This window comes from Agrobacterium sp. LEGMi-208b (assembly GCF_059511785.1).
Genome location: NZ_CM183445.1, coordinates 1,167,834 through 1,189,469, shown reverse-complemented (window position 1 = coordinate 1,189,469; position 21,636 = coordinate 1,167,834). Strand labels below are relative to the sequence as shown.

The 21,636-nt window shown below is 59.5% G+C and carries 20 protein-coding genes and 1 tRNA gene; 13 read left to right on the top strand and 8 right to left on the bottom strand.

Going from position 1 to position 21,636, the window contains the following annotated elements:
* Window positions 1-46 precede the first annotated feature (46 nt).
* Both AC5YUO_RS05925 and AC5YUO_RS05920 read left to right on the top strand, forming a co-directional pair.
* Window positions 47-928 carry a helix-turn-helix transcriptional regulator gene (locus AC5YUO_RS05925; RefSeq protein ID WP_496154578.1) on the top strand — a complete coding sequence of 294 codons (882 nt, stop codon included), beginning with the start codon at window positions 47-49 and terminating at the stop codon, window positions 926-928.
* A gap of 130 nt (window positions 929-1,058) precedes the next feature.
* Window positions 1,059-1,451: a PRC-barrel domain-containing protein gene (locus AC5YUO_RS05920; RefSeq protein WP_003503587.1), complete on the top strand. Its 393-nt coding sequence runs from the start codon at window positions 1,059-1,061 to the stop codon at window positions 1,449-1,451.
* A 94-nt stretch (window positions 1,452-1,545) separates the two neighbouring features.
* Here the strand turns inward: AC5YUO_RS05920 and AC5YUO_RS05915 are convergent, their stop codons facing one another.
* From AC5YUO_RS05915 to AC5YUO_RS05900, 4 genes are all read right to left on the bottom strand, one after another.
* Window positions 1,546-1,788, bottom strand: a complete 243-nt coding sequence (locus tag AC5YUO_RS05915) for a DUF982 domain-containing protein (RefSeq protein ID WP_003519998.1) — start codon at window positions 1,786-1,788, stop codon at window positions 1,546-1,548.
* A gap of 318 nt (window positions 1,789-2,106) precedes the next feature.
* Window positions 2,107-2,265, bottom strand: coding sequence for a YqaE/Pmp3 family membrane protein (locus tag AC5YUO_RS05910; protein ID WP_496154577.1), 159 nt, complete (start codon window positions 2,263-2,265; stop codon window positions 2,107-2,109).
* Between the two features lie 1,031 nt (window positions 2,266-3,296).
* Window positions 3,297-3,372: transfer RNA gene (locus tag AC5YUO_RS05905), tRNA-Thr, on the bottom strand.
* A gap of 136 nt (window positions 3,373-3,508) precedes the next feature.
* Window positions 3,509-4,471 carry an NAD(P)H-dependent flavin oxidoreductase gene (locus AC5YUO_RS05900; RefSeq protein WP_496154576.1) on the bottom strand — a complete coding sequence of 321 codons (963 nt, stop codon included), beginning with the start codon at window positions 4,469-4,471 and terminating at the stop codon, window positions 3,509-3,511.
* A 254-nt stretch (window positions 4,472-4,725) separates the two neighbouring features.
* Between AC5YUO_RS05900 and AC5YUO_RS05895 the strand changes: the two genes are divergently transcribed.
* Complete coding sequence (locus AC5YUO_RS05895) at window positions 4,726-5,871, top strand: hypothetical protein (protein ID WP_496154575.1); 1,146 nt, start codon at window positions 4,726-4,728, stop codon at window positions 5,869-5,871.
* Between the two features lie 49 nt (window positions 5,872-5,920).
* On the opposite strand, the gene ppk2 is transcribed toward AC5YUO_RS05895, so the two are convergent.
* On the bottom strand, window positions 5,921-6,802 hold the full coding sequence (ppk2, locus tag AC5YUO_RS05890) for a polyphosphate kinase 2 (RefSeq protein ID WP_496154574.1): 882 nt from the start codon (window positions 6,800-6,802) through the stop codon (window positions 5,921-5,923).
* A gap of 233 nt (window positions 6,803-7,035) precedes the next feature.
* Between ppk2 and phoR the strand changes: the two genes are divergently transcribed.
* The 7 genes from phoR (at window position 7,036) to phoB (ending at window position 14,994) form a co-directional block, all read left to right on the top strand.
* On the top strand, window positions 7,036-8,310 hold the full coding sequence (phoR, locus tag AC5YUO_RS05885; protein ID WP_400821190.1) for a phosphate regulon sensor histidine kinase PhoR: 1,275 nt from the start codon (window positions 7,036-7,038) through the stop codon (window positions 8,308-8,310).
* Window positions 8,311-8,505: 195 nt separating this feature from the next.
* On the top strand, window positions 8,506-9,540 hold the full coding sequence (locus AC5YUO_RS05880) for a substrate-binding domain-containing protein (protein WP_400821188.1): 1,035 nt from the start codon (window positions 8,506-8,508) through the stop codon (window positions 9,538-9,540).
* A gap of 288 nt (window positions 9,541-9,828) precedes the next feature.
* Window positions 9,829-11,313, top strand: coding sequence for a phosphate ABC transporter permease subunit PstC (gene pstC, locus AC5YUO_RS05875; RefSeq protein WP_400821186.1), 1,485 nt, complete (start codon window positions 9,829-9,831; stop codon window positions 11,311-11,313).
* Window positions 11,310-12,629: a phosphate ABC transporter permease PstA gene (gene pstA / locus AC5YUO_RS05870; protein WP_400821184.1), complete on the top strand. Its 1,320-nt coding sequence runs from the start codon at window positions 11,310-11,312 to the stop codon at window positions 12,627-12,629. The genes pstC and pstA overlap by 4 nt, the downstream gene beginning before the upstream one ends.
* Window positions 12,630-12,643: 14 nt before the next feature.
* A complete protein-coding gene (pstB, locus tag AC5YUO_RS05865; RefSeq protein WP_269341816.1) occupies window positions 12,644-13,459 on the top strand; it encodes a phosphate ABC transporter ATP-binding protein PstB in 816 nt (271 codons plus the stop codon).
* A 95-nt stretch (window positions 13,460-13,554) separates the two neighbouring features.
* The gene (gene phoU / locus AC5YUO_RS05860; RefSeq protein ID WP_400821182.1) at window positions 13,555-14,280 is read left to right on the top strand and encodes a phosphate signaling complex protein PhoU; all 726 of its coding nucleotides are present in this window, start codon (window positions 13,555-13,557) and stop codon (window positions 14,278-14,280) included.
* A 30-nt stretch (window positions 14,281-14,310) separates the two neighbouring features.
* A complete protein-coding gene (gene phoB, locus AC5YUO_RS05855; RefSeq protein ID WP_003493692.1) occupies window positions 14,311-14,994 on the top strand; it encodes a phosphate regulon transcriptional regulator PhoB in 684 nt (227 codons plus the stop codon).
* Between the two features lie 380 nt (window positions 14,995-15,374).
* On the opposite strand, the gene AC5YUO_RS05850 is transcribed toward phoB, so the two are convergent.
* Window positions 15,375-15,908 (bottom strand): GcrA family cell cycle regulator, encoded by a 534-nt coding sequence (locus AC5YUO_RS05850; RefSeq protein ID WP_496154573.1) that lies wholly within the window; start codon window positions 15,906-15,908, stop codon window positions 15,375-15,377.
* Window positions 15,909-16,338: 430 nt separating this feature from the next.
* Here AC5YUO_RS05850 and AC5YUO_RS05845 point away from each other — a divergent pair, with 430 nt between their 5' ends.
* The 3 genes from AC5YUO_RS05845 (at window position 16,339) to AC5YUO_RS05835 (ending at window position 19,744) form a co-directional block, all read left to right on the top strand.
* Window positions 16,339-17,538 carry an aspartate aminotransferase family protein gene (locus AC5YUO_RS05845; protein WP_496154572.1) on the top strand — a complete coding sequence of 400 codons (1,200 nt, stop codon included), beginning with the start codon at window positions 16,339-16,341 and terminating at the stop codon, window positions 17,536-17,538.
* A gap of 57 nt (window positions 17,539-17,595) precedes the next feature.
* Window positions 17,596-18,513: an ornithine carbamoyltransferase gene (gene argF / locus AC5YUO_RS05840; RefSeq protein WP_496154571.1), complete on the top strand. Its 918-nt coding sequence runs from the start codon at window positions 17,596-17,598 to the stop codon at window positions 18,511-18,513.
* A gap of 241 nt (window positions 18,514-18,754) precedes the next feature.
* On the top strand, window positions 18,755-19,744 hold the full coding sequence (locus AC5YUO_RS05835; protein ID WP_400821170.1) for an Hsp33 family molecular chaperone: 990 nt from the start codon (window positions 18,755-18,757) through the stop codon (window positions 19,742-19,744).
* A 49-nt stretch (window positions 19,745-19,793) separates the two neighbouring features.
* On the opposite strand, the gene apaG is transcribed toward AC5YUO_RS05835, so the two are convergent.
* Window positions 19,794-20,186 carry a Co2+/Mg2+ efflux facilitator ApaG/CorD gene (gene apaG, locus AC5YUO_RS05830; protein WP_003503545.1) on the bottom strand — a complete coding sequence of 131 codons (393 nt, stop codon included), beginning with the start codon at window positions 20,184-20,186 and terminating at the stop codon, window positions 19,794-19,796.
* Between the two features lie 233 nt (window positions 20,187-20,419).
* On the bottom strand, window positions 20,420-21,604 hold the full coding sequence (locus tag AC5YUO_RS05825) for an O-succinylhomoserine sulfhydrylase (RefSeq protein WP_400821167.1): 1,185 nt from the start codon (window positions 21,602-21,604) through the stop codon (window positions 20,420-20,422).
* Window positions 21,605-21,636 lie beyond the last annotated feature (32 nt).

The window sequence follows — 21,636 nt, the reverse complement described above, 5'->3', positions numbered from 1 at the left end:
ATCATGTTTATAATGGCGCCATGGCGCCCTGCGGGATCGAGAGGCCATGGCTTTCCGCGTGCGGATGGAAAATGAGATTGAGGGCTTTGCCGTCATCGGCGGCCCGCGCTCAAGGGTCTGGAACGGCATTGTCGCCGATCTCTGGGATGTGCGTTGCGCCCCGAAGGCGGGCGGGCGTTATGTCGGCAAGGATCCACGCTTCGTTTTCCTGCTGGATATGGATGGGACGGATGACGGCCGGTTCATGATGAACCGCTGCCGCCGCGATAATTTCGGATCGTCCAAGGCGAACCGGATTTCCTTCGTGCCCGCCGATCTGGATGTGCATGCTGAACTCAGCAACGTCTCTTTCGTGCGTCATCTCGATCTGCATTTCGATGCGGGATTGCTGGGTGCGCGGCTGGTGCAGGGCTTCGATCCGCACGGTCTGCTCGATCCGCATCTGATGTTCGAGGATGAGCGCCTGCTGGCGCTGGCGCGATTGATTGCCGCCGAATGTGATAATCCCGATCCGCTGCACGACCTCTACGGCGAGAGCCTTGTGCTGGCACTGTTGACGGATTTCCTGAAGGTGAAGCGTGAGCCGGTCAAAAAACGCAGCAAGCTCGCGGTCTGGCAGTTAAGGGCGGCGACGGATTACATCCGCGAACATTGCCTGCGGTCGATCCGGCTGGAGGAACTGGCGGAACTGACCAACCTGTCGCAATCGCATTTCAGCCATGCCTTCAAGGCCTCCACCGGCGTGCCGCCGCATCAATGGCAGATGCAGGCGCGCATCGATCGCGTCAAGGAACTGATGATGCGAACCGACATGGCGCTGACCGACATCGCCATCGCCGCCGGTTTTTCCGATCAGGCGCATTTCTCCCGCGTCTTTCGCAAGATGGTCGGTGTCTCTCCGTCCGTCTGGCAGAAAATCCGCCAATAAACGCGCGTTTTCGTTCCATTTTCCTTCAAAAAAATTCCGGCAGAAGCGTCTGAAACGCCGCGGAACGAATTGTCCGTCGAGGGGTTTACCAGACGTGACACAAACGAGGAAAATCAAGGAGGAAAGGCACATGATGCATCAGGAACCCCGCGCCGGACAGGATCCCTATGTCAAGGATACGCCGAGCCTGATCGCCAGCGACAAGGTGGAAGGCACCCGCGTTTATGGTGCCGATGGCAAACATATCGGCTCGATCCAGCGCATCATTCTGGAAAAACGCGGCGGGCGCGTGGCCTATGCGGTGTTGAGCTTTGGTGGCTTCCTCGGCATTGGCGACGATTATTATCCGCTGCCATGGGAAAAGCTGCATTACGACGAAGAACTCGACGGCTACCGCATCGATCTCACCAAGGAAGAGATTGAAAACGCGCCGCACTTCGCCAATCTCGATGATAACGACCTGTTGAACGCCAGGGATCGCAAGGTCTACGACTATTACGGCGTCGCCCCCTATTGGATGTAAACCCGCCCAGAAGGCGCTGCCGGTTTATTCTATCCCCGGAAGCATCGCACATAAAAGAACGGCTCCTTTTCAGGAGCCGTTTTTCGTTTGGGCGTCAATGCGGGTTTTTCTGCATCTCGGAAACCGCGTCGGTGAAGCACTTGCGTGCCTCCTCGGGCGATTTGCGTCCGTCAAGGGCGGCGCGGCAGGCGCTTCTCGCTCTCACGAAGCTCAACCCACCGATTTTGGGCCAACCTTCGGTCAACAATGTCAGCGCTTCGAAGGGGCCGGCGATGACGCTTTTGCCATTCGCCTCAAGATTGACCTCGACAGGTTCTGTCCATCTCTCGTTCTTCATCGTGCACCTCCCAGAGCAACGCGATCCCGAAATTCACCCGACAGCGAAGCAACCCATGAACGCAGTCGTGTGTCACTGCTGCTTAGGATATGCGCAAGCGATCGAATTGACAACGGGAATCAACGGAAGCCGAAAAACGACAGGATTGCCAGGACGATGACGACGAGGCCGACGATGTAGATGATCTGGTTCATGATTTTCTCCTTGGCTGGTGTCATCACCATAACGTGAGGGAGAAGACGAGGTTCCCGCAGCCAATAAGAATTTAATCACGTACTAAAATGTTGCGGACGTTCCATCGCGAATAGGAGGCGGGTGTCACTTCCGCAGGATCACCCAGATCGCGTGAATAATGCCGGGAACATAACCGCACAACGTCAGGAGAATGTTGATCCAGAAATGCAGGCCGAGCCCGACCTGGAGAAACACGCCGACGGGCGGCAGGATGATGGCGATGAGAATACGGATAACGTCCACGTTGAGAGGCTTTCCAGTTGTTTATGACCTGCTGGAGAACGTGTGGTGGGCGGTTTGGTTTCAAAGGTTCCGGTGATCGAGGAATTGGGAAGCGTACAGTATCTTTTGACCTTTTCATTCTGATGGGACACGGTATCGCCCCTTAAGAAAAGGTCAGCCAACGATTCCGACCGAGTTATCGTGTCGTGCTTCGAGTATTCGTGGAAGCCAAGCCATCGGGGCGACAAGTCGGGGGCCGCATTCCGGGTTCAGTCGCCCTGGAGTTCAAAACAGACTAAGACTGAGGAACAATACAGAGGAAGGTGGCCGCCTTTTACGGCGACTAAAAGGCGTCGGATTTAATTTTCGGAAGCCGCAAAAGCCAGGGCGGTGAGTTTGCCGTAGCCGCAAAAGCACCACCGCCTTGATAATACGAGGGAAAACACAGACTGTCAAAATCTGTGATAGGGCTGAGAAAGCCGATCGCTTTGGTCAGTCCGGATAAATTGCCCGACCATTTGGCAATATGACCGGTGCGTTGCGTACATCGCGGCGACCTCCGCTGCTAGGCTCCGTCCGGGGCTGTGGCCGATTGCGCCATTCGCTTGCGCTCCGGTCCTGGCCCCGGTCCCTGTCGCGTCGATCCCGCCACTCTCTTCGTTCTCCCCAGTAACGGCGGTCGTAATCCCGGTAGTAGCGGTCGCGATCATAGGATCGATAGTACACACCGGTCGTATAGTAGCCCCCGGTGCGATAGCCGGGATCATCGACGCATCCGGTCAGAACGCCTAGCGACACCAGACAAATTGCTGCGCTCAATAGCTTCATGATTTCTGCTCCCAATAACGGACTCAAACGCGTGATGAAGTCCGCGGTTCCATTGGCGAATACCCTGAGGCAAGCGCTCTTAACCGGACCTGAACAGGCAAGCGGCGGCTCAATTCAGCGGCAAGATAAGAGATGTCTATCGAGGGCCATCACGTTGCGACGACGCTCCAAGGCCGCCCAAGGCAATGATTGGCAATTTTGAAGTTGATTGGGATTTGGGAAAATGGTGCCGCTTACGTGACTCGAACACGTGACCCCGTCATTACGAATGACGTGCTCTACCAACTGAGCTAAAGCGGCCCGATTGTGACCCGTTTGTTGCGGATCAGCTTCAAGGCGGGCTGATACAGGCAATGCTGACGGATTTCAAGCCTTGAATGTGCTGGTTTTGAAATTTCCGCAAAAAGCTTTGCCTGTCCGTTGTTTGCCCGTGACGTCAGCCTTTCCCGCAGATGCGCTTTTTGGCCGTTTCATATTCATTTGCCAGACGATCGACGAGCGCCGCCACCGGTTCCACCGCCTTGATTGCGCCGATGCCTTGACCCGCGCCCCATATGTCCTTCCAGGCCTTGGCGCCGCCGGTGGCGGTTTCGAAGTCCATTTTCGAAGGGTCGGCTTCGGGCAGATTGTCGGGGTCCATGCCGGAGGCGACGATCGAACTTTTCAGGTAGTTGCCGTGCACACCCGTGAAATAGTTCGAATAAACGATATCCTTGGCCTGTGCGTCCACAATCGCCTGCTTGTAGCCTTCGGAAGCGCGCGCCTCCTCCGTGGCGATGAACGGGGAACCGATGTAGGCCATATCGGCGCCCATGGCCTGCGCCGCGAGAATGGAACCGCCATTGGCGATGGCACCGGCCAAGAGCAGCGGCCCGTCGAACCATTCGCGGATTTCCTGAACGAGGGCGAAGGGCGAAAGCGTGCCCGCATGTCCGCCCGCACCGGCCGCCACCGCAATCAGCCCATCCGCGCCCTTGCGAATGGCGGAGCGGGCATGGCGGTCATTGATGACGTCATGCAGCACGATGCCGCCATAGGAGTGCACGGCCGCATTGACTTCAGGCACCGCCCCCAGCGAGGAGATCACCACCGGCACCTTGTATTTCACACAAAGGCCGAGATCATGCTCCAGCCGCCGGTTGGACATGTGTACGATCTGGTTGACCGCGAAAGGCGCCGCCGGGCGCCCGGGATTGGCGCGGTTATAGGCGTCGAGTTCCTCGGTGATCATCGCCAGCCACTCGTCGAGCTGGCTTTCGGGCCGCGCGTTGAGCGCCGGGAAAGCGCCGATGACGCCGGCCTTGCATTGCGCCAGCGTCAGCTGCGGATGCGAAATGATGAATAGCGGTGATGCTATGACCGGAAGACGCAGATTGTCTTTCAGCACGGACGGCAGCATGTCTCCTCCACGAATTACGTTTACGCGCACGTAAGTCAATATCGTGTTCGGCAACGGATTGAAAGCAAAAACAGCGTCGCATTGACCTCTCGAATCTGCGTTCGTAGCGCCACAATGAATTGATTTTCCCCAAGCCAATCCGGTCTTTATCGTAAACGATGCTTGCGGAGGGGCGGTATAGCCGTTACCGAATCGTGAAGACATGGCGCAGCGCCGCATATTTTTTGCAAAGCGCAATAGAACAAGGATCGGTCGTGAGCGGACTGGAAACGGCAATCAGAAATGCTCTGGAAAAATCGGACAGATCGAACGCCGAAGTTCGTGCACGGATTTACCAATCGTCCCGTCAGGCGCTGGAAGCGGGCCTGCGCAAGCAGGGAATAGACGATCCGCAGGTCGTCGCCCAGCAGCGCCAGCGGCTCGAAAGCCTGATCCATCTCATTGAAAATGAAGAGCGCAACCGTCTTCTGGACAGGGTGGAGCAGCAATTGCGCCCACCCGCGCCCGAAAATCCGGCACAGGACGATCACTCGGTCGATCCCGCTCCGCAGCCGCCGCATCGGGGCAGCATGGCCGTCGAGCCGGAGCTGCGCGGTGAAACGCGCGATGCGCGTCCGGGTGCGGGCGTCGCTCCGGAGCCGTTGAATGCGGGGCCACGCAATGCAAAGCCGCCGAAAAGAGGTACCCGCAAGGGCGACTCCTCGCTTGCCTTCCGTCCGGAAGGCGCGGTTGGGCGCCGCAAGAGCCGGGGGCTTTTCGCCCGGCTTTTCATTTATGTGACGCTTCTGGCCTTTGTCGGTTTCGGTGCCTGGTGGGTCTATTCCTCCGGCCTCCTGCTGTCGCCGGAACAGCGCGATACCAGCGTGCCCAATCCGCCGGCGCAGGTGCAGGCCGAGGATTTCAACGGGACGGAGCCCGCACCGAGCCTTTCCGCCGGCCGTGGTTTTTCCGATGACTGGGTTGAAGTCTTCAATGCGGAGCGTGGCAGTTCCGGTGTTTCGGCCGGCCCGCGCGCCGCTGTCGAAAACATCGCCACACCCGCCGGCAAGGCGATAAAGGTGACATCGCGAAGTGTCTCGCAGGATGGCGCCGTCAGCGTTGAGGTTCCGGTGGAGGTGATGCGGGATATGGCGGGCAAGTCCTCGACCATTTCGATCACGCTGCAATCCTCCAGCGACCGGCAGACCCAGGTTTCCGTCGCCTGCGATTTCGCCACGCTTGGCGATTGCTCCCGCCATCGCTTCACCGCCACGGCCGAGCGCGCGGACATGCTGCTGAACGCGGCGTTCGAACGATCTCTTGCCCCCAATGCGCCGGGCAGGATCTTCATCAACAGCGATATCGATGGCAGCGGCCGCCCGGTCAATCTTTATTCCGTGCGCATTTTGCCGGGCCAGTAAGGGAAAAACGGGCGCCTCGGATGGAGGCGCCTGTTCGCGTCTTCCGGTCCTATTTGAGAAAATCCGGTCCCGATCCCAATATTTTGTCGTCGATCTCACCGATGGCTTTTTTGTCTTTGCCCTCATAATCGAGCGCAAGAAGAATGTGGCGGATGAGGTTCACCCGCGCGCGACGCTTGTCATTGGCGCGCACCACCGTCCAGGGCGCGGCATCGGTGTGGGTTTTTTCCAGCATTTCGTCGCGTTTCTGCGTGTAGTCGTCCCATTTCGTAAGCGCAGCTATGTCCATGTCTGAAAGCTTCCAGCATTTCAGCGGGCTGTGGCGGCGGTCGTGAAAGCGCCCGATCTGCGTTTCGCGGCCGATGTCGAGCCAGAATTTGAAAAGGTGAATGTCCTCATGGGCAAGCATCTTTTCCAGACGTGGCGTTTCCTTGAGGAAGCGCTTGTGTTCTTCCGGCGTGCAGAAGCCCATGACCGGCTCGACTCCGGCGCGGTTATACCAGGAGCGGTCGAAGAGAACGAATTCGCCGGCGGTCGGAAAATGCGAGATGTAGCGCTGAAAATACCATTGGCCACGCTCGGTTTCCGTCGGTTTGGTCAGTGCCACCACGCGGGCATAGCGGGGGTTGAGATAGGCCCGGGCCGCGAAGATCGCGCCGCCCTTGCCTGCAGCATCCCGGCCTTCGAAAACCGCCATGACCCTTTTGCCGGTGGCCTGCAGCCAGAACTGCACCTTGACCAGCTCCACCTGAAGCGCCTCCAGCGTGGTGTCGTAGTCCTCCCGCTTCATCTTCTTGTCATAGGGAAAATTGCCGGCGGAAAGCTCCTTTTCCTCAACCCAGTCAGGAAGAACCGGATCGTCGATGTCGAAGCTGCGCAGCTTGTCGCCAATGGTGATATCGACCGTCCGCTTCTTCGTTTCTTCGCCCATAGTTTTCTCCTGCTGTTGTTGTGTAAAGGCAACTCACCGCCAATGAGTTCACATCCATTGCCAGAATTCAAGTGAAACAGGACCGGTTGAGCGGGGTGCGGCGGCGGGAGCGATTGCGGCGTCGATTTTGCGCATATACGTTGTGGAAAATGCGCGATGATGAATCTCTGTCATGAAGCTGGCCTATGAGATTTCGATGCGCTGTCAGATGAGAATGGAAAGAGCAGGCTGAAATGGCAGTCATGGAAGGCGATGGTGGACTAAGGCGTTTGGGAAGGAAGCTCGGCCGGAACTGGTTGCCCATTCTCATCGTCAGCATGCTCGCCATCGTGGCCGTTGTCGAACTCAACACGCCTTATATGCCCGTCGCCCTGTGGCTTTGCGCCGTCATTGCCATTCTCGCCGTTCGGGATGGGCCTGCGGTGGCTTCCGCAAAAGATGGGGGGAACCCGGCTGCGGAAACGGATGAGCCGGAAGTGCCTGGTGAAAACGTCATTTCCGGCGTAAGGGCGGGTCTCGCGGTTCTGGATACCCCCGTTTTCATTCTCGACAAGAATGCCAGCGTGCTGTTTCAGAACGGCGCGGCCGAACGTGCCTTCGGCCTGCTTCCGCCCGGCGCGCATATTTCCGCCCGGCTGCGTTCTCCCGGCCTCCTGGACGTCATTCGCGAAACCATCACCACCGGCCAGCCCAACCAGGTCGAACATTCGGAGCGCTTTCCTTCCGAACGGGTCTTCATCGTGCGCATCGCCCGTGCGGATGTGGGAGAGGGTGCAGGCCCGCCATTCTACATCCTCTCGTTCCGCGATGTCTCGGAGCTTCGCCGCATCGACCGGATGCGCAGCGACTTCGTCGCCAATGCCAGCCATGAACTGCGCACGCCGCTCGCCTCGCTGCGCGGTTTCATCGAAACCATGCAGGGGCCGGCACGCAACGACCCGACGGCGCAGGAACGTTTCCTCGCCATCATGCTGGATCAGGCAACCCGCATGAGCAGGCTGGTGGACGATCTCATGTCCCTTTCGCGGCTGGAATTGCGGGCCAACATCGCGCCCGACCAGAAGGTCGATCTCGTTCCCGTCATCGGCCACGTGCGCGATACGCTGCTGCCGCTTGCCGACGAACTCGATGTGACCATCACGCTGCACCTGCCGGACCGGCCGGCAGAGGTGCAGGGAGACCGCGACGAACTGGTGCAGGTGTTCCAGAACCTCGTTGAAAATGCTTGCAAATACGGTCAGGAGGGGAAGGTCGTGGATGTCTGGCTGCGGGCCGAACCCGGCAAGCCGGTGGAGGTGAGTGTCATCGACAAGGGGCCGGGCATTCCCGCCGAACATGTGCCGCGCCTGACGGAGCGTTTTTATCGTGTCAGCGTCGCCGACAGCCGCTCGAAAAAGGGCACGGGCCTCGGGCTTGCCATCGTCAAGCACATCCTCACCCGCCACCGCGCTCGCCTCATCATTAAATCGGAATTGGGCAGCGGTACGGACTTCACCGTGAGATTCTGACATAAAATATGCATCTGCTTTTAACGTCGTAAATATTTTCAAGTAAAATCAATAATTTAGATTGTCACAAATCTTTCGTCAAAGTGACATAAAAGGATGGGGCTACGGTGGTTAAGAAAAGGTCGCCGAGCGCAAGCTAAGAGCGAGTGTCGCTATCGGCTGCGTCCACAACAAAGCCCACGACGGGAGAGACAAATGAACATCGTTAAATTTTCCGCAGCAGCTCTGGTGGCTTCTGTCGCCTTCGCTGGCGCCGCCGCTGCTCGCGACCAGATCCAGGTTGCCGGTTCCTCCACGGTTCTGCCCTACGCCAAGATCGTTGCCGAAACCTTTGCCGAAACCTTCCCGAACTTCAAGGCTCCGGTTGTTGAGTCCGGCGGCACGGGCGGCGGTCTGAAGGCATTCTGCTCCGGCGTCGGCGAAGGCACCATCGACATCGCCAATGCTTCGCGCGCAATCAAGAGCGACGAACTGGCCGCCTGTAAGGCTGCTGGCGTTGCCGACGTCCAGGAAGTGAAGATCGGTTACGACGGTATCGTCTTCGCAATGGACTCGTCCAACAAGGACATCAAGCTCGAGCCGAAGGATCTTTACCTCGCTCTCGCCGCTGAAATCGTCAAGGACGGCAAGCTCGTTGCCAACCCCAACAAGAAGTGGTCGGAAGTCAACAAGGAACTGCCTGATGTAGCGATCGCCGCTTACATCCCGGGCTCCAAGCACGGCACGCGCGAAGTCTTCGAAGAGAAGATCATGGCTGACGGCTGCAAGGAAGCCGGCGCCACCGACGCTATCAAGAAGATCGTCACCGATGCCAAGCAGGCTGCTGCAAAGTGCATCGCTGTCCGTAAGGACGGTGCTGCGGTCGACATCGACGGCGACTACACCGAAACGCTGGCCCGTATCGATGCCAACAAGACCGGTCTCGGCGTTTTCGGCCTCGCTTTCTATGAAAACAACGCTGACCGTCTGAAGGTTGCGACTGTTTCCGGCGTTGTTCCGTCCACCGAAACCGTTGCCAGCGGCAAGTACCCGGTTTCCCGCCCGCTGTTCTTCTACGTGAAGAAGGCTCACCTGGGCGTTATCCCGGGCCTCAAGGAATATGTCGAGTTCTTCGTTTCTGACGAAATGATCGGCCCCGACTCCCCGCTCGCAAACTACGGCCTCGTTGCCGCTCCGGACAAAGAGCGCGAAGAAATCCGCGCCAAGTTCGCTGCCGGCGCTTCGATGTAATAAGAAAGGGGGGGTGCGGCCTGCCGCACCCCTCGTTCCGCTTCGGTGCCATTCCGCCTCGGCGCCATTCGTCTCGGTGATTGTCTCCGGTTGACAGTTCCCATCCATCGCCATCCACATGATTATTGATGGATTACAGATGGATAGGACGTATCAACCTTGACGCTTGCCAGACTTTATTACAGTCAGGCGGCAAGCATCTCTGGATGGTCCAGCGGTCTCGTTTTGATGACTTTTTGATTTGCCCGATATCGCACCGTGCTCTTGAGGCACGCCGAGGGAACTCTAATGAACACATCGATCCTTTTGCTGATACTGGCGCTCATCGGCATCGGCAGCTATCTGCTCGGCAGCCGCCGTGCCGTCGCCCTGTCTGGTGGTCGCCCCGCCAGCATGCATTCCCGTGCCGGTTATCACGGTTCCTACGCGGTCGTCTGGGCTGTTTTGCCCGCGGCGTTCATTCTCTGTGCCTGGCTCATTGTCAGCCCATTGCTCGTCACCTCCGCGGTGCGCGGTAATTTCCCCGAGGACGTGCGGGCGCAATCCGAAGCGCAGCAGAGCCTGACCTACGGCATGGTGACCTCCATCGCCCGTGGCCTCCAGCGGCTGACGCCGGAGGAAACCGCGCAGGTCGAGGCGGACACGGCTGCGGTCCGGCCGCTTCTGGCATCGAAGGGTGTGGCGATCGCCGGTGATCCCGAGCGTTTCATGGTCGATGCCGCCCACACGCTCAACACCATGAGCTCCACCAGCCGCATCGCGATGATCGCCATCGTCCTGCTGGCCGCGCTCGGCGGTGCCGCCTATGCGCTGCGTGCGATCGCGCCGCGCTTCCGGGCGCGCAACCAGGTTGAGAAGGTCATTCTCGCGGCCCTGCTCGTCGCCTCGTCCATCGCCATCCTCACAACCATCGGCATTGTTCTGTCGATGCTGACCGAGGCGATCCAGTTCTTCACCATGGTTCCGGCCCACCAGTTCTTCTTCGGAACGGTCTGGGATCCGCGTTTTGCCGCGGCGGGTGCTACCGACTCCTCCGGCCAGTTCGGCCTTATCCCGCTGCTCGCCGGCACGCTTTATATCGGCTTCGTCGCCATGCTGGTTGCGGTTCCGGTCGGTCTCTTTTCGGCGATCTATATGGCGGAATATGCCTCGCCCCGCTTCCGCTCCATGGCAAAGCCGCTGCTTGAAGTGCTCGCCGGCATTCCCACCATCGTCTACGGCTTCTTCGCGCTCACGACGGTCGGTCCTTTCCTCAGAGACATTTCCACGCAGATCAACGGTCTGGCGACGGGCAACTACGCCAACTTCATCCAGGCGCAGAGCGTCATCACCGCCGGCTTCGTCATGGGCATCATGCTGATCCCCTATGTGTCGTCGCTGTCGGATGACATCATCACCGCCGTGCCGCGCTCGCTGCGTGACGGTTCGCTTGGCCTTGGCGCCACGCGCTCCGAGACGATCAAGAGGGTCATTATTCCGGCCGCTCTTCCCGGCATCGTCGGCGCCGTGCTGATGACGGCGTCGCGCGCCATCGGCGAAACCATGATCGTGGTTCTCGCAGCAGGTGTTGCTGCCCGCCTGCAGCTCAATCCCTTCGAGCCCATGACCACGGTAACGGTCAAGATCGTCAGCCAGCTCACCGGCGACCTTGAATTCACCTCGCCGCAGACGCTGGTTGCCTTTGCGCTCGGCATCACGCTTTTCGCCATCACGCTTTGCCTGAATATCTACGCGCTTTACATCGTGCGCAAATACCGGGAGCAATATGAATGACCGACATCGTTTCTCCCGCAGCCGGTGCTGCCGTCAACAGGGCCACACGCCGTGATATCGGCATCAAGCGCCGCTATGCCGCCGAACGCCGCTTCCGTGCTTACGGCATGGCAGCGATTTCCTTCGGCCTCATCTTTCTGTTCCTGCTGCTTTTCTCGGTGGTTTCCAAGGGTTACACCGCCTTCCAGCAGACGATGATCACCGTTCCGGTCGAATTTTCCGAACAGATCATCGATCCCAAGAATGAGCGCGCCACGAACCCGGCGAAGCTGATGACGGCCAATTATCCGGTCGTTGCCCGTGATGCCGTCGCCAAGGTTCTCGGCGTTGCGCCAACGGACCGTGCCGGCCTGCGTGCCGTCAACCTCCTGATCTCCGACAGCGTGCGCACGCAGCTTCGCGACATCGTCGTCGCCGATCCCGCCGTCATCGGCACCACGCGCACCGTCACGCTTCTGGCGTCGGGCGACGTCGACAGTGCCTTCAAGGGCCAGGTCGATCTGACGGCGGATGAGGCCAATCGCCGTATCTCGAACCAGCAGCTCGGCTGGATGAACCAGCTCGCGGAAAGTGGCCAGCTCGGCAAACATTTCAACACCGGCATCTTCGTCAACGGCGCCTCAAGCCGTCCGGAAGCGGCGGGTGTCGGCGTGGCGCTGATCGGCTCCTTCTACATGATGCTGATCGTGCTGGTGCTGTCGCTGCCGATCGGTGTTGCCGCTTCGATCTATCTTGAGGAATTCGCTCCGAAGAACCGTCTGACGGATCTTATCGAGGTGAATATCAACAATCTCGCGGCCGTTCCTTCGATCGTTTACGGTCTGCTCGGTCTCTCGGTCTTCATCAACTTCATGGGCTTTCCGCGGTCGGCTTCGCTGGTCGGTGGTCTCGTCCTGACGCTGATGACCCTGCCGACGATCATCATCGCGACCCGCGCAGCCCTCAAAGCCGTGCCGCCGTCGATCCGCGCCGCAGCCCTCGGTCTCGGCGCGTCCAAGATGCAGACGATTTTCCATCATGTGCTGCCGCTTGCCATGCCCGGCATCCTGACCGGCACCATCATCGGTCTCGCCCACGCGCTGGGCGAAACGGCGCCGCTGCTGCTGATCGGCATGGTGGCATTCGTCGCGAATTACCCGACAACGCCGATGGATCCGTCCACGGCCCTGCCGGTGCAGATTTACATGTGGGCGAACGAAGCCGAGCGCGCCTTTGTCGAAAGGACATCCGGCGCTATCATCATCCTGCTTTTGTTCCTCATCGTCATGAATGTTGGCGCAATCCTGTTGCGTCGCCGCTTCGAACGGCGCTGGTAGAGGGAGCTTGAGCAATGAACATGTTGTCGGAAGCAGCAGTTGAAAAGGCGCTGGACAAGAAAATGAATGAAGTCTCATACAAGATGATCGGCAAGGACGTTTCGGTTTATTACGGCGAGAAGCGCGCGCTTTACGACGTGAACCTCAACGTTCGGGAAAATACGGTGACCGCGTTGATCGGCCCGTCCGGCTGCGGTAAATCCACCTTCCTGCGTACCCTGAACCGTATGAATGATACGATCGACGGCTGCCGGGTCACCGGCAAGATCACGCTCGACACCGACGATATTTACGATCAGCAGATCGACGTCGTGGAACTGCGCGCCCGTGTCGGCATGGTGTTCCAGAAGCCGAACCCCTTTCCGAAGTCGATCTACGAGAATATTTCCTACGGCCCGCGCATCCACGGTCTCGCCCGCAACAAGGCGGATATGGACCAGATCGTCGAGCAGAGCCTGCAGAAGGCGGGTCTCTGGAACGAGGTGAAGGATCGCCTGCACGAATCCGGCACCGGCCTTTCCGGTGGTCAGCAGCAGCGTCTGTGCATTGCCCGCGCGGTTGCCGTCAGCCCGGAAGTGATCCTGATGGACGAGCCCTGCTCGGCGCTCGACCCGATTGCGACCGCAAAGGTCGAGGAGCTGATCCACGAGCTGCGCACCAATTACACGATCGTCATCGTCACACACTCCATGCAGCAGGCGGCCCGTGTTTCCCAGCGCACGGCCATGTTCCATCTTGGCCATCTTGTCGAGGAAAACGAAACCGACAAGATGTTCACCAATCCCGACGATCAGCGCACGCAGGATTACATCATGGGCCGCTTCGGCTGATCCCGGCCGGCGCTTTATCGAAACCGAACAAGACTGGTGCCTCTGCCGTGCCCGCTCTGGGCACGCGCATGCAGGCCAAGCCGGAGGACTAGACCATGACACAGACAACGACCCATTCGCATATCGTTTCCGTCTATGACGATGAATTGAAGTTTCTGACGCGCCGCATCGCGGAAATGGGCGGTCTTGCGGAACAGATGTGCGCCGACGCCGTGCGTGCGCTCGTCAATTCCGATGCCGCACTTGCGCAGAAGGTCATTTCCGACGATACGATCCTCGACCATTCCGAGCGGGAGATCGGCGACAAGGCCATCGTCACCATCGCCAGACGTCAGCCGATGGCGGCCGATCTTCGCGAGATCATCGGCACCCTGCGTATCGCCGGCGACCTCGAGCGCGTCGGTGATCTCGGTAAGAACACCGCCAAGCGCGTCATCGCGGTTGCCGGAACCGGCGTGCCGCGCAAGCTCGCCCGCGGCATCGAGCATCTGTCGGAGCTGGCACTGGTGCAGCTCAAGGAAGTCCTTGACGTCTATTCCACACGCTCCGCCGAGAAGGCCAATGCCATCCGCGAGCGCGACGAGGAAATCGACGCCATGTATACGTCGCTCTTCCGCGAGCTTCTGACCTACATGATGGAAGATCCGCGCAACATCACCACCTGCACGCATCTTCTTTTCTGCGCCAAGAACATCGAGCGTATCGGCGACCACGCCACCAATATCGCCGAAACGATCTATTACATGACCACCGGCAGCCAGCCGGAGGGCGAGCGTCCGAAGGACGACAGTTCCAACACGCTCGGTTCGGTGACCGAGTAACAGACAAGCAGCGGCTTGCGGAGTTAGCATATGGTGCCCAAGATTGCAGTTGTGGAAGACGAGGAAGCGCTAAGCGTCCTGCTTCGTTACAATCTCGAGGCTGAGGGATATGACGTCGACACGATACCCCGTGGCGACGAGGCGGAAATCAGGCTGCAGGAGCGTATTCCGGATCTTCTCATCCTGGACTGGATGTTGCCCGGCGTTTCCGGCATCGAACTGTGCCGGCGGCTTAGAATGCGGCCGGAAACCGAACGCCTGCCCATCATCATGCTGACGGCGCGCGGCGAGGAAAGCGAACGGGTTCGTGGCCTCGCCACCGGCGCCGACGATTATGTCGTCAAGCCGTTCTCGACGCCGGAACTCATGGCCCGCGTCAAGGCCATGCTGCGCCGGGCTCGTCCTGAGGTTCTGTCTTCGGTGCTGAAATGCGGTGATATCGAACTGGATCGCGAGACCCATCGCGTTCACCGGAAAAGCCGCGAAGTGCGCCTCGGCCCGACGGAGTTCCGGCTGCTGGAATTCCTGATGACCTCTCCGGGCCGGGTATTCTCCCGCTCGCAATTGCTGGATGGCGTCTGGGGCCACGATATCTATGTGGATGAGCGTACCGTCGACGTGCATGTCGGACGTCTGCGCAAGGCGCTCAATTTTTCGCATATGCAGGATGTCATCCGCACCGTGCGCGGTGCTGGATATTCGATGGAAGCCTGAGCAAAACCGAAACCGATGGTTTCACTCGGGATAATTCCCCAAAAATCAGAAGGCCCGGGACCGGAATGGGTGTCGGGCCTTTCGATTTTGAACCTTCCGCAAATGCGGCACCCCTGTCATTCTTGGGGGCGATAGACGGTTCGCTGAGATTTGGACTGCGCAGAGAAGCCAGTCAGGAAGGGCGCGGCACGCCGCCGACGAATTCAGAGCATTTGCAGTAAGGGACGCTTCGCGGTTTGCGTCCGCAGATTGCGCAAGAACAAGGATTGGAGCGCCTCTTAAACAACGCGTGCTGCAAGGAGGAACCGCCTTGAATTTTCCCACAAAAAAACGGGCCCGAAGGCCCGTAGTTTTTGAGTGTCAAATGCGTGCCGCAACACTCAAGCCTTGCGACGCTCGCTTACCGGCTGGTAGGCAAGCTTTGCATGGAACTTGCAATAGGGCGAAGATTCCAGTGCTTCACAACCGCAGAAATGGAAATCGTCTTTCAAGGGGTCGCCGACCGGCCACTTGCAGGTGCGCTCCGTCAGTTCCGTCAGCGTCAGGCGACGGGAAATTGGCGTAACCACGTTCTTGGAAGGAACGTATTCGAGAACTTCGGCGGTCTCGATATCGATCTCCTCGTGCAGCGCGGTTGCCGCGTTGGAGCGGTTCAAGGCCCGTGCGGGGGCAGCGCTGACGCGGGTTGCGAAATTCGTCGCGCGTGGGGCAGGGGCGGCAGCGCGCTTGGGCGCGGAACGCGCCGAAGTCACCGGGCCGCCGGCCTTCACGCGGCCAGGCAGGTTAAGGCGATGGACCTTGCCGATTACGGCATTGCGGCTGACACCGCCCAGCTGTGCCGCTATCTGGCTGGCGCTAAGCCCCTCGGACCACAATTTCTTGAGTTTTTCGACCCGCTCGTCTGTCCAGTTCATGCCGCTTCTCCGCTCGTCGCGTATAATGTCGGCAGAATCCCTCTCCGTCTCGCGGGCGTGCCGCGAGCGTGGTTTCCGCCGGATTTTTGGTGACTAGTTCCGCCGCAATGCAGTCTAGTAATTAGCGATTAACCTAGTGCCAGCCTGACTCTGTGGCAAGAGTCGGGGGAATCATCTGGAATCGATTTTCCGGTTTTCCCCAACTTGCTGGCGAGTTGAGTCTGAAAGGCAACACCTTGGGCCTCACCGGCCACCTCCTACTAGTGCTTGAGAAGCCCGGGAAACGCGGACTTTTGTTGACATCGGCAGGCGAAGTGACAATAGTGCCCCTGCCGCCGCGAGGCGGCATTTTTGATTTTCAGGCAAGGGATAACCCCGAAGGCCTATTGACAACGTCTGACAGCGCATCCGCGCAAGGAGTGATACAGCCATGGCCGAAGCCGCCGCGCCATTGTTCGATACATTTGCAAGAGCCCCCCTGCGCTTCGAGCGAGGCGAGGGCGTCTGGCTGTTCACGGAAAGCGGCGAACGATATCTGGATTTTGCAGCCGGTGTCGCGGTCAACTCGCTGGGCCACGCCCATCCGCACCTCGTGGAAGCGATCAAGACCCAGGCCGAGAAGGTCTGGCACGTTTCGAACCTTTATGAAGTACCGGGCCAGGAAAAGCTTGCAAAGCGCCTGGCGGAAGCGACATTCGCGGACAAGGTCTTCTTCACCAATTCCGGCGCGGAAGCGCTGGAATGCGCGATCAAGACCGCGCGCCGTTATCATTATTCCAAGGGACATCCGGAAAAATTCCGGATTATCACCTTCGAAGGCGCCTTTCATGGCCGTACGCTGGCGACGATCGCCGCCGGTGGTCAGCAGAAATATCTCGAAGGTTTCGGTCCCAAGGTCGAGGGTTTCGACCAGGTGCCCTTCGGTGATGTCGATGCGCTGAAGGCCGCCATCACCGCCGAGACGGCCGCGCTTCTGATAGAGCCCATTCAGGGCGAAGGCGGCATTCGCGCGCCCAGCAAAGAATTTCTGCAGCTGCTGCGGTCGCTCTGCGACGAGCATGGCATGCTGCTGATTTTTGATGAGGTCCAGACCGGTGTCGGCCGTACGGGCAAGCTCTTCGCCTATGAGCAGACGGGTGTTGCGCCTGATATCATGGCGGTTGCCAAGGGTATCGGCGGCGGTTTCCCGCTCGGCGCGTGCCTTGCGACGGCGGATGCCGCTTCCGGCATGACGGCAGGCGTGCATGGCACCACCTATGGCGGCAACCCGCTGGCCATGGCTGTTGGCAATGCGGTGCTTGATGTCGTCCTCTCGGAGGGCTTTCTGGAAAAGGTCCGTGATGTCGCGCTGGTCTTCCGCCAGGGCCTTGCCTCGCTGAAGGATCGTTATCCTGATGTCATCGAGGAAATTCGCGGCGAAGGCCTGCTTCTCGGCATCAAGGCGAAGATCCCGTCGGGCGAGCTGTTGCAGGCCATGCGCGCCGAGCATCTGCTGGGCGTGCCGGCGGGCGACAACGTCATCCGTCTTCTGCCGCCGCTCGTCACCACGGCGGAAGAGGCCCGCGAGGGCCTGGCACGCGTGGAAGCGGCCGCCGCCTCCCTGACAGCGAAACAGGCGAAAATCGCCTGAGGAAACAATAAAGGGCGGGCCTCTTCCCGGAGGCTCGCGAGCATGGGACAGTTTGAAATGGCTTCACCTAAACATTTTCTCGACCTGTCGGCCGTCAGCTCGCAGGACCTGCGGGCAATTCTCGACGATGCCCGGGCGCGCAAGGCCGCCACCAAGGCCGGAACGGCGGAAAAGCCGCTTGCCGGCAAGATGCTGGCAATGATCTTCGAAAAACCTTCGACCCGCACCCGCGTCTCCTTCGATGTCGGCATGCGCCAGCTCGGTGGCGAGACGCTTTTCCTCTCCGGCACGGAAATGCAGCTCGGTCGCGCCGAGACGATCGGCGATACGGCCAAGGTCCTGTCGCGTTATGTCGATGCCATCATGATCCGCACGACGGATCATTCGCGCCTGCTGGAGCTTGCCGAACATGCGACGGTGCCGGTCATCAACGCCCTGACGGATGACACGCATCCCTGCCAGATCATGGCTGACATCATGACCTTCGAGGAACATCGCGGCCCCGTCAAAGGCAAGACCATTGCCTGGACGGGTGACGGCAACAACGTCCTGCATTCCTTCGTGGAAGGCTCGGCCCGTTTCGGTTACCGCATGACGATGGCCGTGCCGATGGGCTCCGAACCGCATGACAAGTTCCTGAACTGGGCGCGCAACAATGGCGGCGAGATCATGCTGTGCCATGATGCCGACAAGGCCGTTTCGGGTGCGGATTGCGTCGTCACCGATACCTGGGTGTCCATGAACCAGGAACACAAGGCGCGCGGCCACAATATCTTCCAGCCCTATCAGGTGAATGAAACCCTGATGGCGAAGGCGGAAAAAGACGCGCTGTTCATGCATTGCCTGCCGGCGCACCGCGGGGAGGAAGTGACGGATGCGGTGATCGACGGTCCACAATCCGTGGTCTTCGACGAGGCGGAAAACCGTCTCCATGCGCAGAAGTCCATCATCGCATGGTGCATGGGCGTCCTCTGACCAGGATCCCCCGGTCTGATACGCGTCAGGCCGGGTGCTTGAACTTGGCAGCATAGATTACCATCTGTGGGACTTCGAAGAGGCTCGTCGGTTTTGCTGGCGGGCCATCATCACGATTTGCACGTTTTTCCCCGGAGGCGGTTTCTCTTCCCGGGTCTCTGTGCGACAAGCGGAAAAAGCACATTTTAAAAGCCGGACTTTTGGACGGTAGCGGCGCCACGGCTGCGCCAGGGAGTATGACATGGCAGATGTAACGGTTGAACTGGACGATCTCGATTTTGCTGGCGACGACAAGGTTGTGCCCTTTCAGGTCGAAGGTCTGGATGTGCGCGGCCGCGCCGTACAGGTGGGTCCGCTGCTGAACGCCATCCTCGAACGGCACGACTATCCCGCGGCGGTCGCCCGCCTGCTGGCGGAAGCGACCGTTCTGACGGCGCTGATCGGCACGTCGCTCAAGTTTTCCGGCAAGCTGACCGTCCAGACCAAGGGTGACGGACCGGTCGACCTGTTGGTCGCGGATTTCACCGCGCCGGAAAGCATGCGCGCTTATGCCCGTTTCGATGAGGAGCGGCTGGCGGAGGCGATTGCGGCGGGGGCGACGTCGCCGGAGCAATTGCTCGGCAACGGCATTCTGGCCTTCACGATCGATCAGGGTGCGGGCATGCAGCCTTATCAGGGTATTGTGCCGCTTGATGGCTCCTCGCTGGAAGACATTGCCGGGGTGTATTTCCGTCAGTCGGAACAGCTTCCCACCCGCGTGCGGCTGGGCGTTGCCGAGTTCTTCGACCGTGATGGCGAAGGCAAGCCGCGTCATGGCTGGCGCGCGGGCGGCGTTATCGCGCAGTTCCTGCCGCAGGCCCCCGAGCGGCTGCGTATGCGCGACCTGCATGGCGGCGATGGCGACGAGGGCGGTCACGAGGTGCAGGAGGACGATGCCTGGACGGAAGCCGTCACGCTGCTGAACACGGTGGATACCGACGAGTTAACCGATCCGCAGGTGCCGGTGGAACGCCTTCTCTTCAGGCTTTTCCACGAGAGCGGCGTGCGTATCTATGATCCTCAGGCGGTTTTCGACCGTTGCAGCTGCTCGCGGGACAAGATCAAGGGCGTGCTGTCAGGCTTCACCGCCGAGGAGATCAAGGCGAGCGAGGAAGACGGCGCCATTGCCGTGACCTGCGAGTTCTGCTCCACGACCTATCGCTACGATGTCAGCGAATTTGAAAATGCCTGAATGAAAGCCGCGTCCTCAAGGGCGCGGCTTTTTCATTGCCGGGTGAGGGTCAGTTCAGAACCCGCATCAGGCCGGGTGAATCCAGCGAAAAGGCGGGTATGGTGACGTTGAACACCTCGCCGTTTTCCGTTTCCATTTCATAATGGCCAAACATCAGGCCGGAAGGTGTATCCAGCGGGCAGCCGGAGGAATATTCGTAGCTGTCGCCCGGTTTCAGATGCGGCTTCTCACCCACGACGCCCGGCCCATAGACCTCATCCACCTGTCCGTTCTGATCGGTGATGTGCCAATAGCGATTGACGAGGGTAACCGGAATATCGGAATTGTTCGCGATCACGACTTTATAGCCCCAGACGTAGCGATCGTCATCCGGGTCGGATTGTTCCTCGAGATAATACGGATCGACCGTTACCTCGATATCCCTTGTCAGAGCACGATACATACGCGCCACACCTCGATATTATGCCTGCCGCCACATCCTACACTATAGGCTCTGGCTATCGTCAAGAAAATGAATGACTTGACGGGCAGGAGGCGTCTCCTGTTGCGCTGTTTTCCACCGTTAGGGATAACGGAAAAGGTAAATATTGGTTGCCTGATGCGGTCTTTTTGGACCGTGCAGGTGAACCATGGCCCGACACGCGGTCAGGCCATGGCGATTTGCCGATTGAATTTTCAGGCCGAAACGGCCGCCAGACCCTTCGCCAGATCCTCCAGCAGATCGTCGGTGTCCTCGATGCCGCAGGAAAGGCGGAGCGTGCCGCCGGAAATGCCGAGTTCGGCACGCGCCTCGTCGGTAAGGTTCTTGTGCGTCGTTGTGCCGGGATGGGTGATGAGGCTCTTCGCGTCGCCCAGATTGTTGGAAATCTTCACGATTTCCAGCGCGTTCTGCAGCTTGAAGGCCGCTTCCTTGCCGCCCTTCAGTTCGAAAGCCACCAGCGTCGAACCGCCGGACATCTGTCGGGCGATGATATCAGCCTGCGGATGGTCGGCGCGGCCGGGATAGATGACCTTGGCGACCTTGCCGTTATCGGCGAGGAAATCGGCAATTTTAGAGGCGTTGGCCGTCTGCTGCTTCACACGCAGCGGCAGGGTCTCGATGCCTTTCAGAAGCGTCCAGGCATTAAACGGCGACATGGCTGGGCCGGTATGGCGGAAATAATCCTGCAACTCTTCCTCGATCCACTTCTTGTCGGAAAGGATCACGCCGCCCAGGCAGCGGCCCTGGCCGTCAATATGTTTCGTCGCGGAATAAACGACGATATGCGCGCCGAGTTCGAGTGGCTTCTGGAAAAGCGGCGTCGCAAAGACGTTGTCGACCACCACCTTGGCGCCGATCTGGTTGGCAAGCTTCGCCACGCCGGCAATATCCACCACTTCGAGCGTCGGGTTGGTCGGGCTTTCCAGAAAGAACAGCTTGGTGTTCGGCTGGATCGCCTTTTCCCAATTGCCGAGATCGCGTCCGTCGATCAGCGTGCATTCGATGCCGTATTTCGGCGCAAGCGTCTCGACCACCCAGCGGCAGGAGCCGAAGAGGGCGCGTGCGGCAACGATGTGGTCGCCGGCGCGCAGCTGGCACATGATGGCGGCGGTGACGGCAGCCATGCCGGAGGCAAGTGCGCGGGCGTCTTCAGCGCCTTCGAGCAGGCACATGCGCTTTTCGAACATGTCATTGGTGGGGCTCGCATAGCGGGCATAGATGAAACCGTCCGTTTCCCCCTTGAAGCGCGCTTCGGCGGCTTCGGAGTTTTCGTAGACGAAACCCTGGGTCAGATAGATCGCTTCCGACGTTTCACCATACGGTGAGCGTAGCGTACCGCCGTGAACCAGCTGGGTTGCCGGGCGCCATTTATTGCTCATGTGATCCCCTTCAAAACAAAAAAACCGGCCGC

Bases quoted from the DNA above. Each gene is read 5' to 3' on its own strand.
- AC5YUO_RS05925 (WP_496154578.1), top strand. From the start codon at position 47: ATGGCTTTCCGCGTGCGGATGGAAAATGAGATTGAGGGCTTTGCCGTC.
- AC5YUO_RS05920 (WP_003503587.1), top strand. From the start codon at position 1,059: ATGATGCATCAGGAACCCCGCGCCGGACAGGATCCCTATGTCAAGGAT.
- AC5YUO_RS05915 (WP_003519998.1), bottom strand. From the start codon at position 1,788: ATGAAGAACGAGAGATGGACAGAACCTGTCGAGGTCAATCTTGAGGCG.
- AC5YUO_RS05900 (WP_496154576.1), bottom strand. From the start codon at position 4,471: ATGCTGCCGTCCGTGCTGAAAGACAATCTGCGTCTTCCGGTCATAGCA.
- ppk2 (WP_496154574.1), bottom strand. From the start codon at position 6,802: ATGGGCGAAGAAACGAAGAAGCGGACGGTCGATATCACCATTGGCGAC.
- phoR (WP_400821190.1), top strand. From the start codon at position 7,036: ATGGCAGTCATGGAAGGCGATGGTGGACTAAGGCGTTTGGGAAGGAAG.
- AC5YUO_RS05880 (WP_400821188.1), top strand. From the start codon at position 8,506: ATGAACATCGTTAAATTTTCCGCAGCAGCTCTGGTGGCTTCTGTCGCC.
- pstC (WP_400821186.1), top strand. From the start codon at position 9,829: ATGAACACATCGATCCTTTTGCTGATACTGGCGCTCATCGGCATCGGC.
- pstA (WP_400821184.1), top strand. From the start codon at position 11,310: ATGACCGACATCGTTTCTCCCGCAGCCGGTGCTGCCGTCAACAGGGCC.
- pstB (WP_269341816.1), top strand. From the start codon at position 12,644: ATGAACATGTTGTCGGAAGCAGCAGTTGAAAAGGCGCTGGACAAGAAA.
- phoU (WP_400821182.1), top strand. From the start codon at position 13,555: ATGACACAGACAACGACCCATTCGCATATCGTTTCCGTCTATGACGAT.
- phoB (WP_003493692.1), top strand. From the start codon at position 14,311: ATGGTGCCCAAGATTGCAGTTGTGGAAGACGAGGAAGCGCTAAGCGTC.
- AC5YUO_RS05850 (WP_496154573.1), bottom strand. From the start codon at position 15,908: ATGAACTGGACAGACGAGCGGGTCGAAAAACTCAAGAAATTGTGGTCC.
- AC5YUO_RS05845 (WP_496154572.1), top strand. From the start codon at position 16,339: ATGGCCGAAGCCGCCGCGCCATTGTTCGATACATTTGCAAGAGCCCCC.
- argF (WP_496154571.1), top strand. From the start codon at position 17,596: ATGGCTTCACCTAAACATTTTCTCGACCTGTCGGCCGTCAGCTCGCAG.
- AC5YUO_RS05835 (WP_400821170.1), top strand. From the start codon at position 18,755: ATGGCAGATGTAACGGTTGAACTGGACGATCTCGATTTTGCTGGCGAC.
- apaG (WP_003503545.1), bottom strand. From the start codon at position 20,186: ATGTATCGTGCTCTGACAAGGGATATCGAGGTAACGGTCGATCCGTAT.
- AC5YUO_RS05825 (WP_400821167.1), bottom strand. From the start codon at position 21,604: ATGAGCAATAAATGGCGCCCGGCAACCCAGCTGGTTCACGGCGGTACG.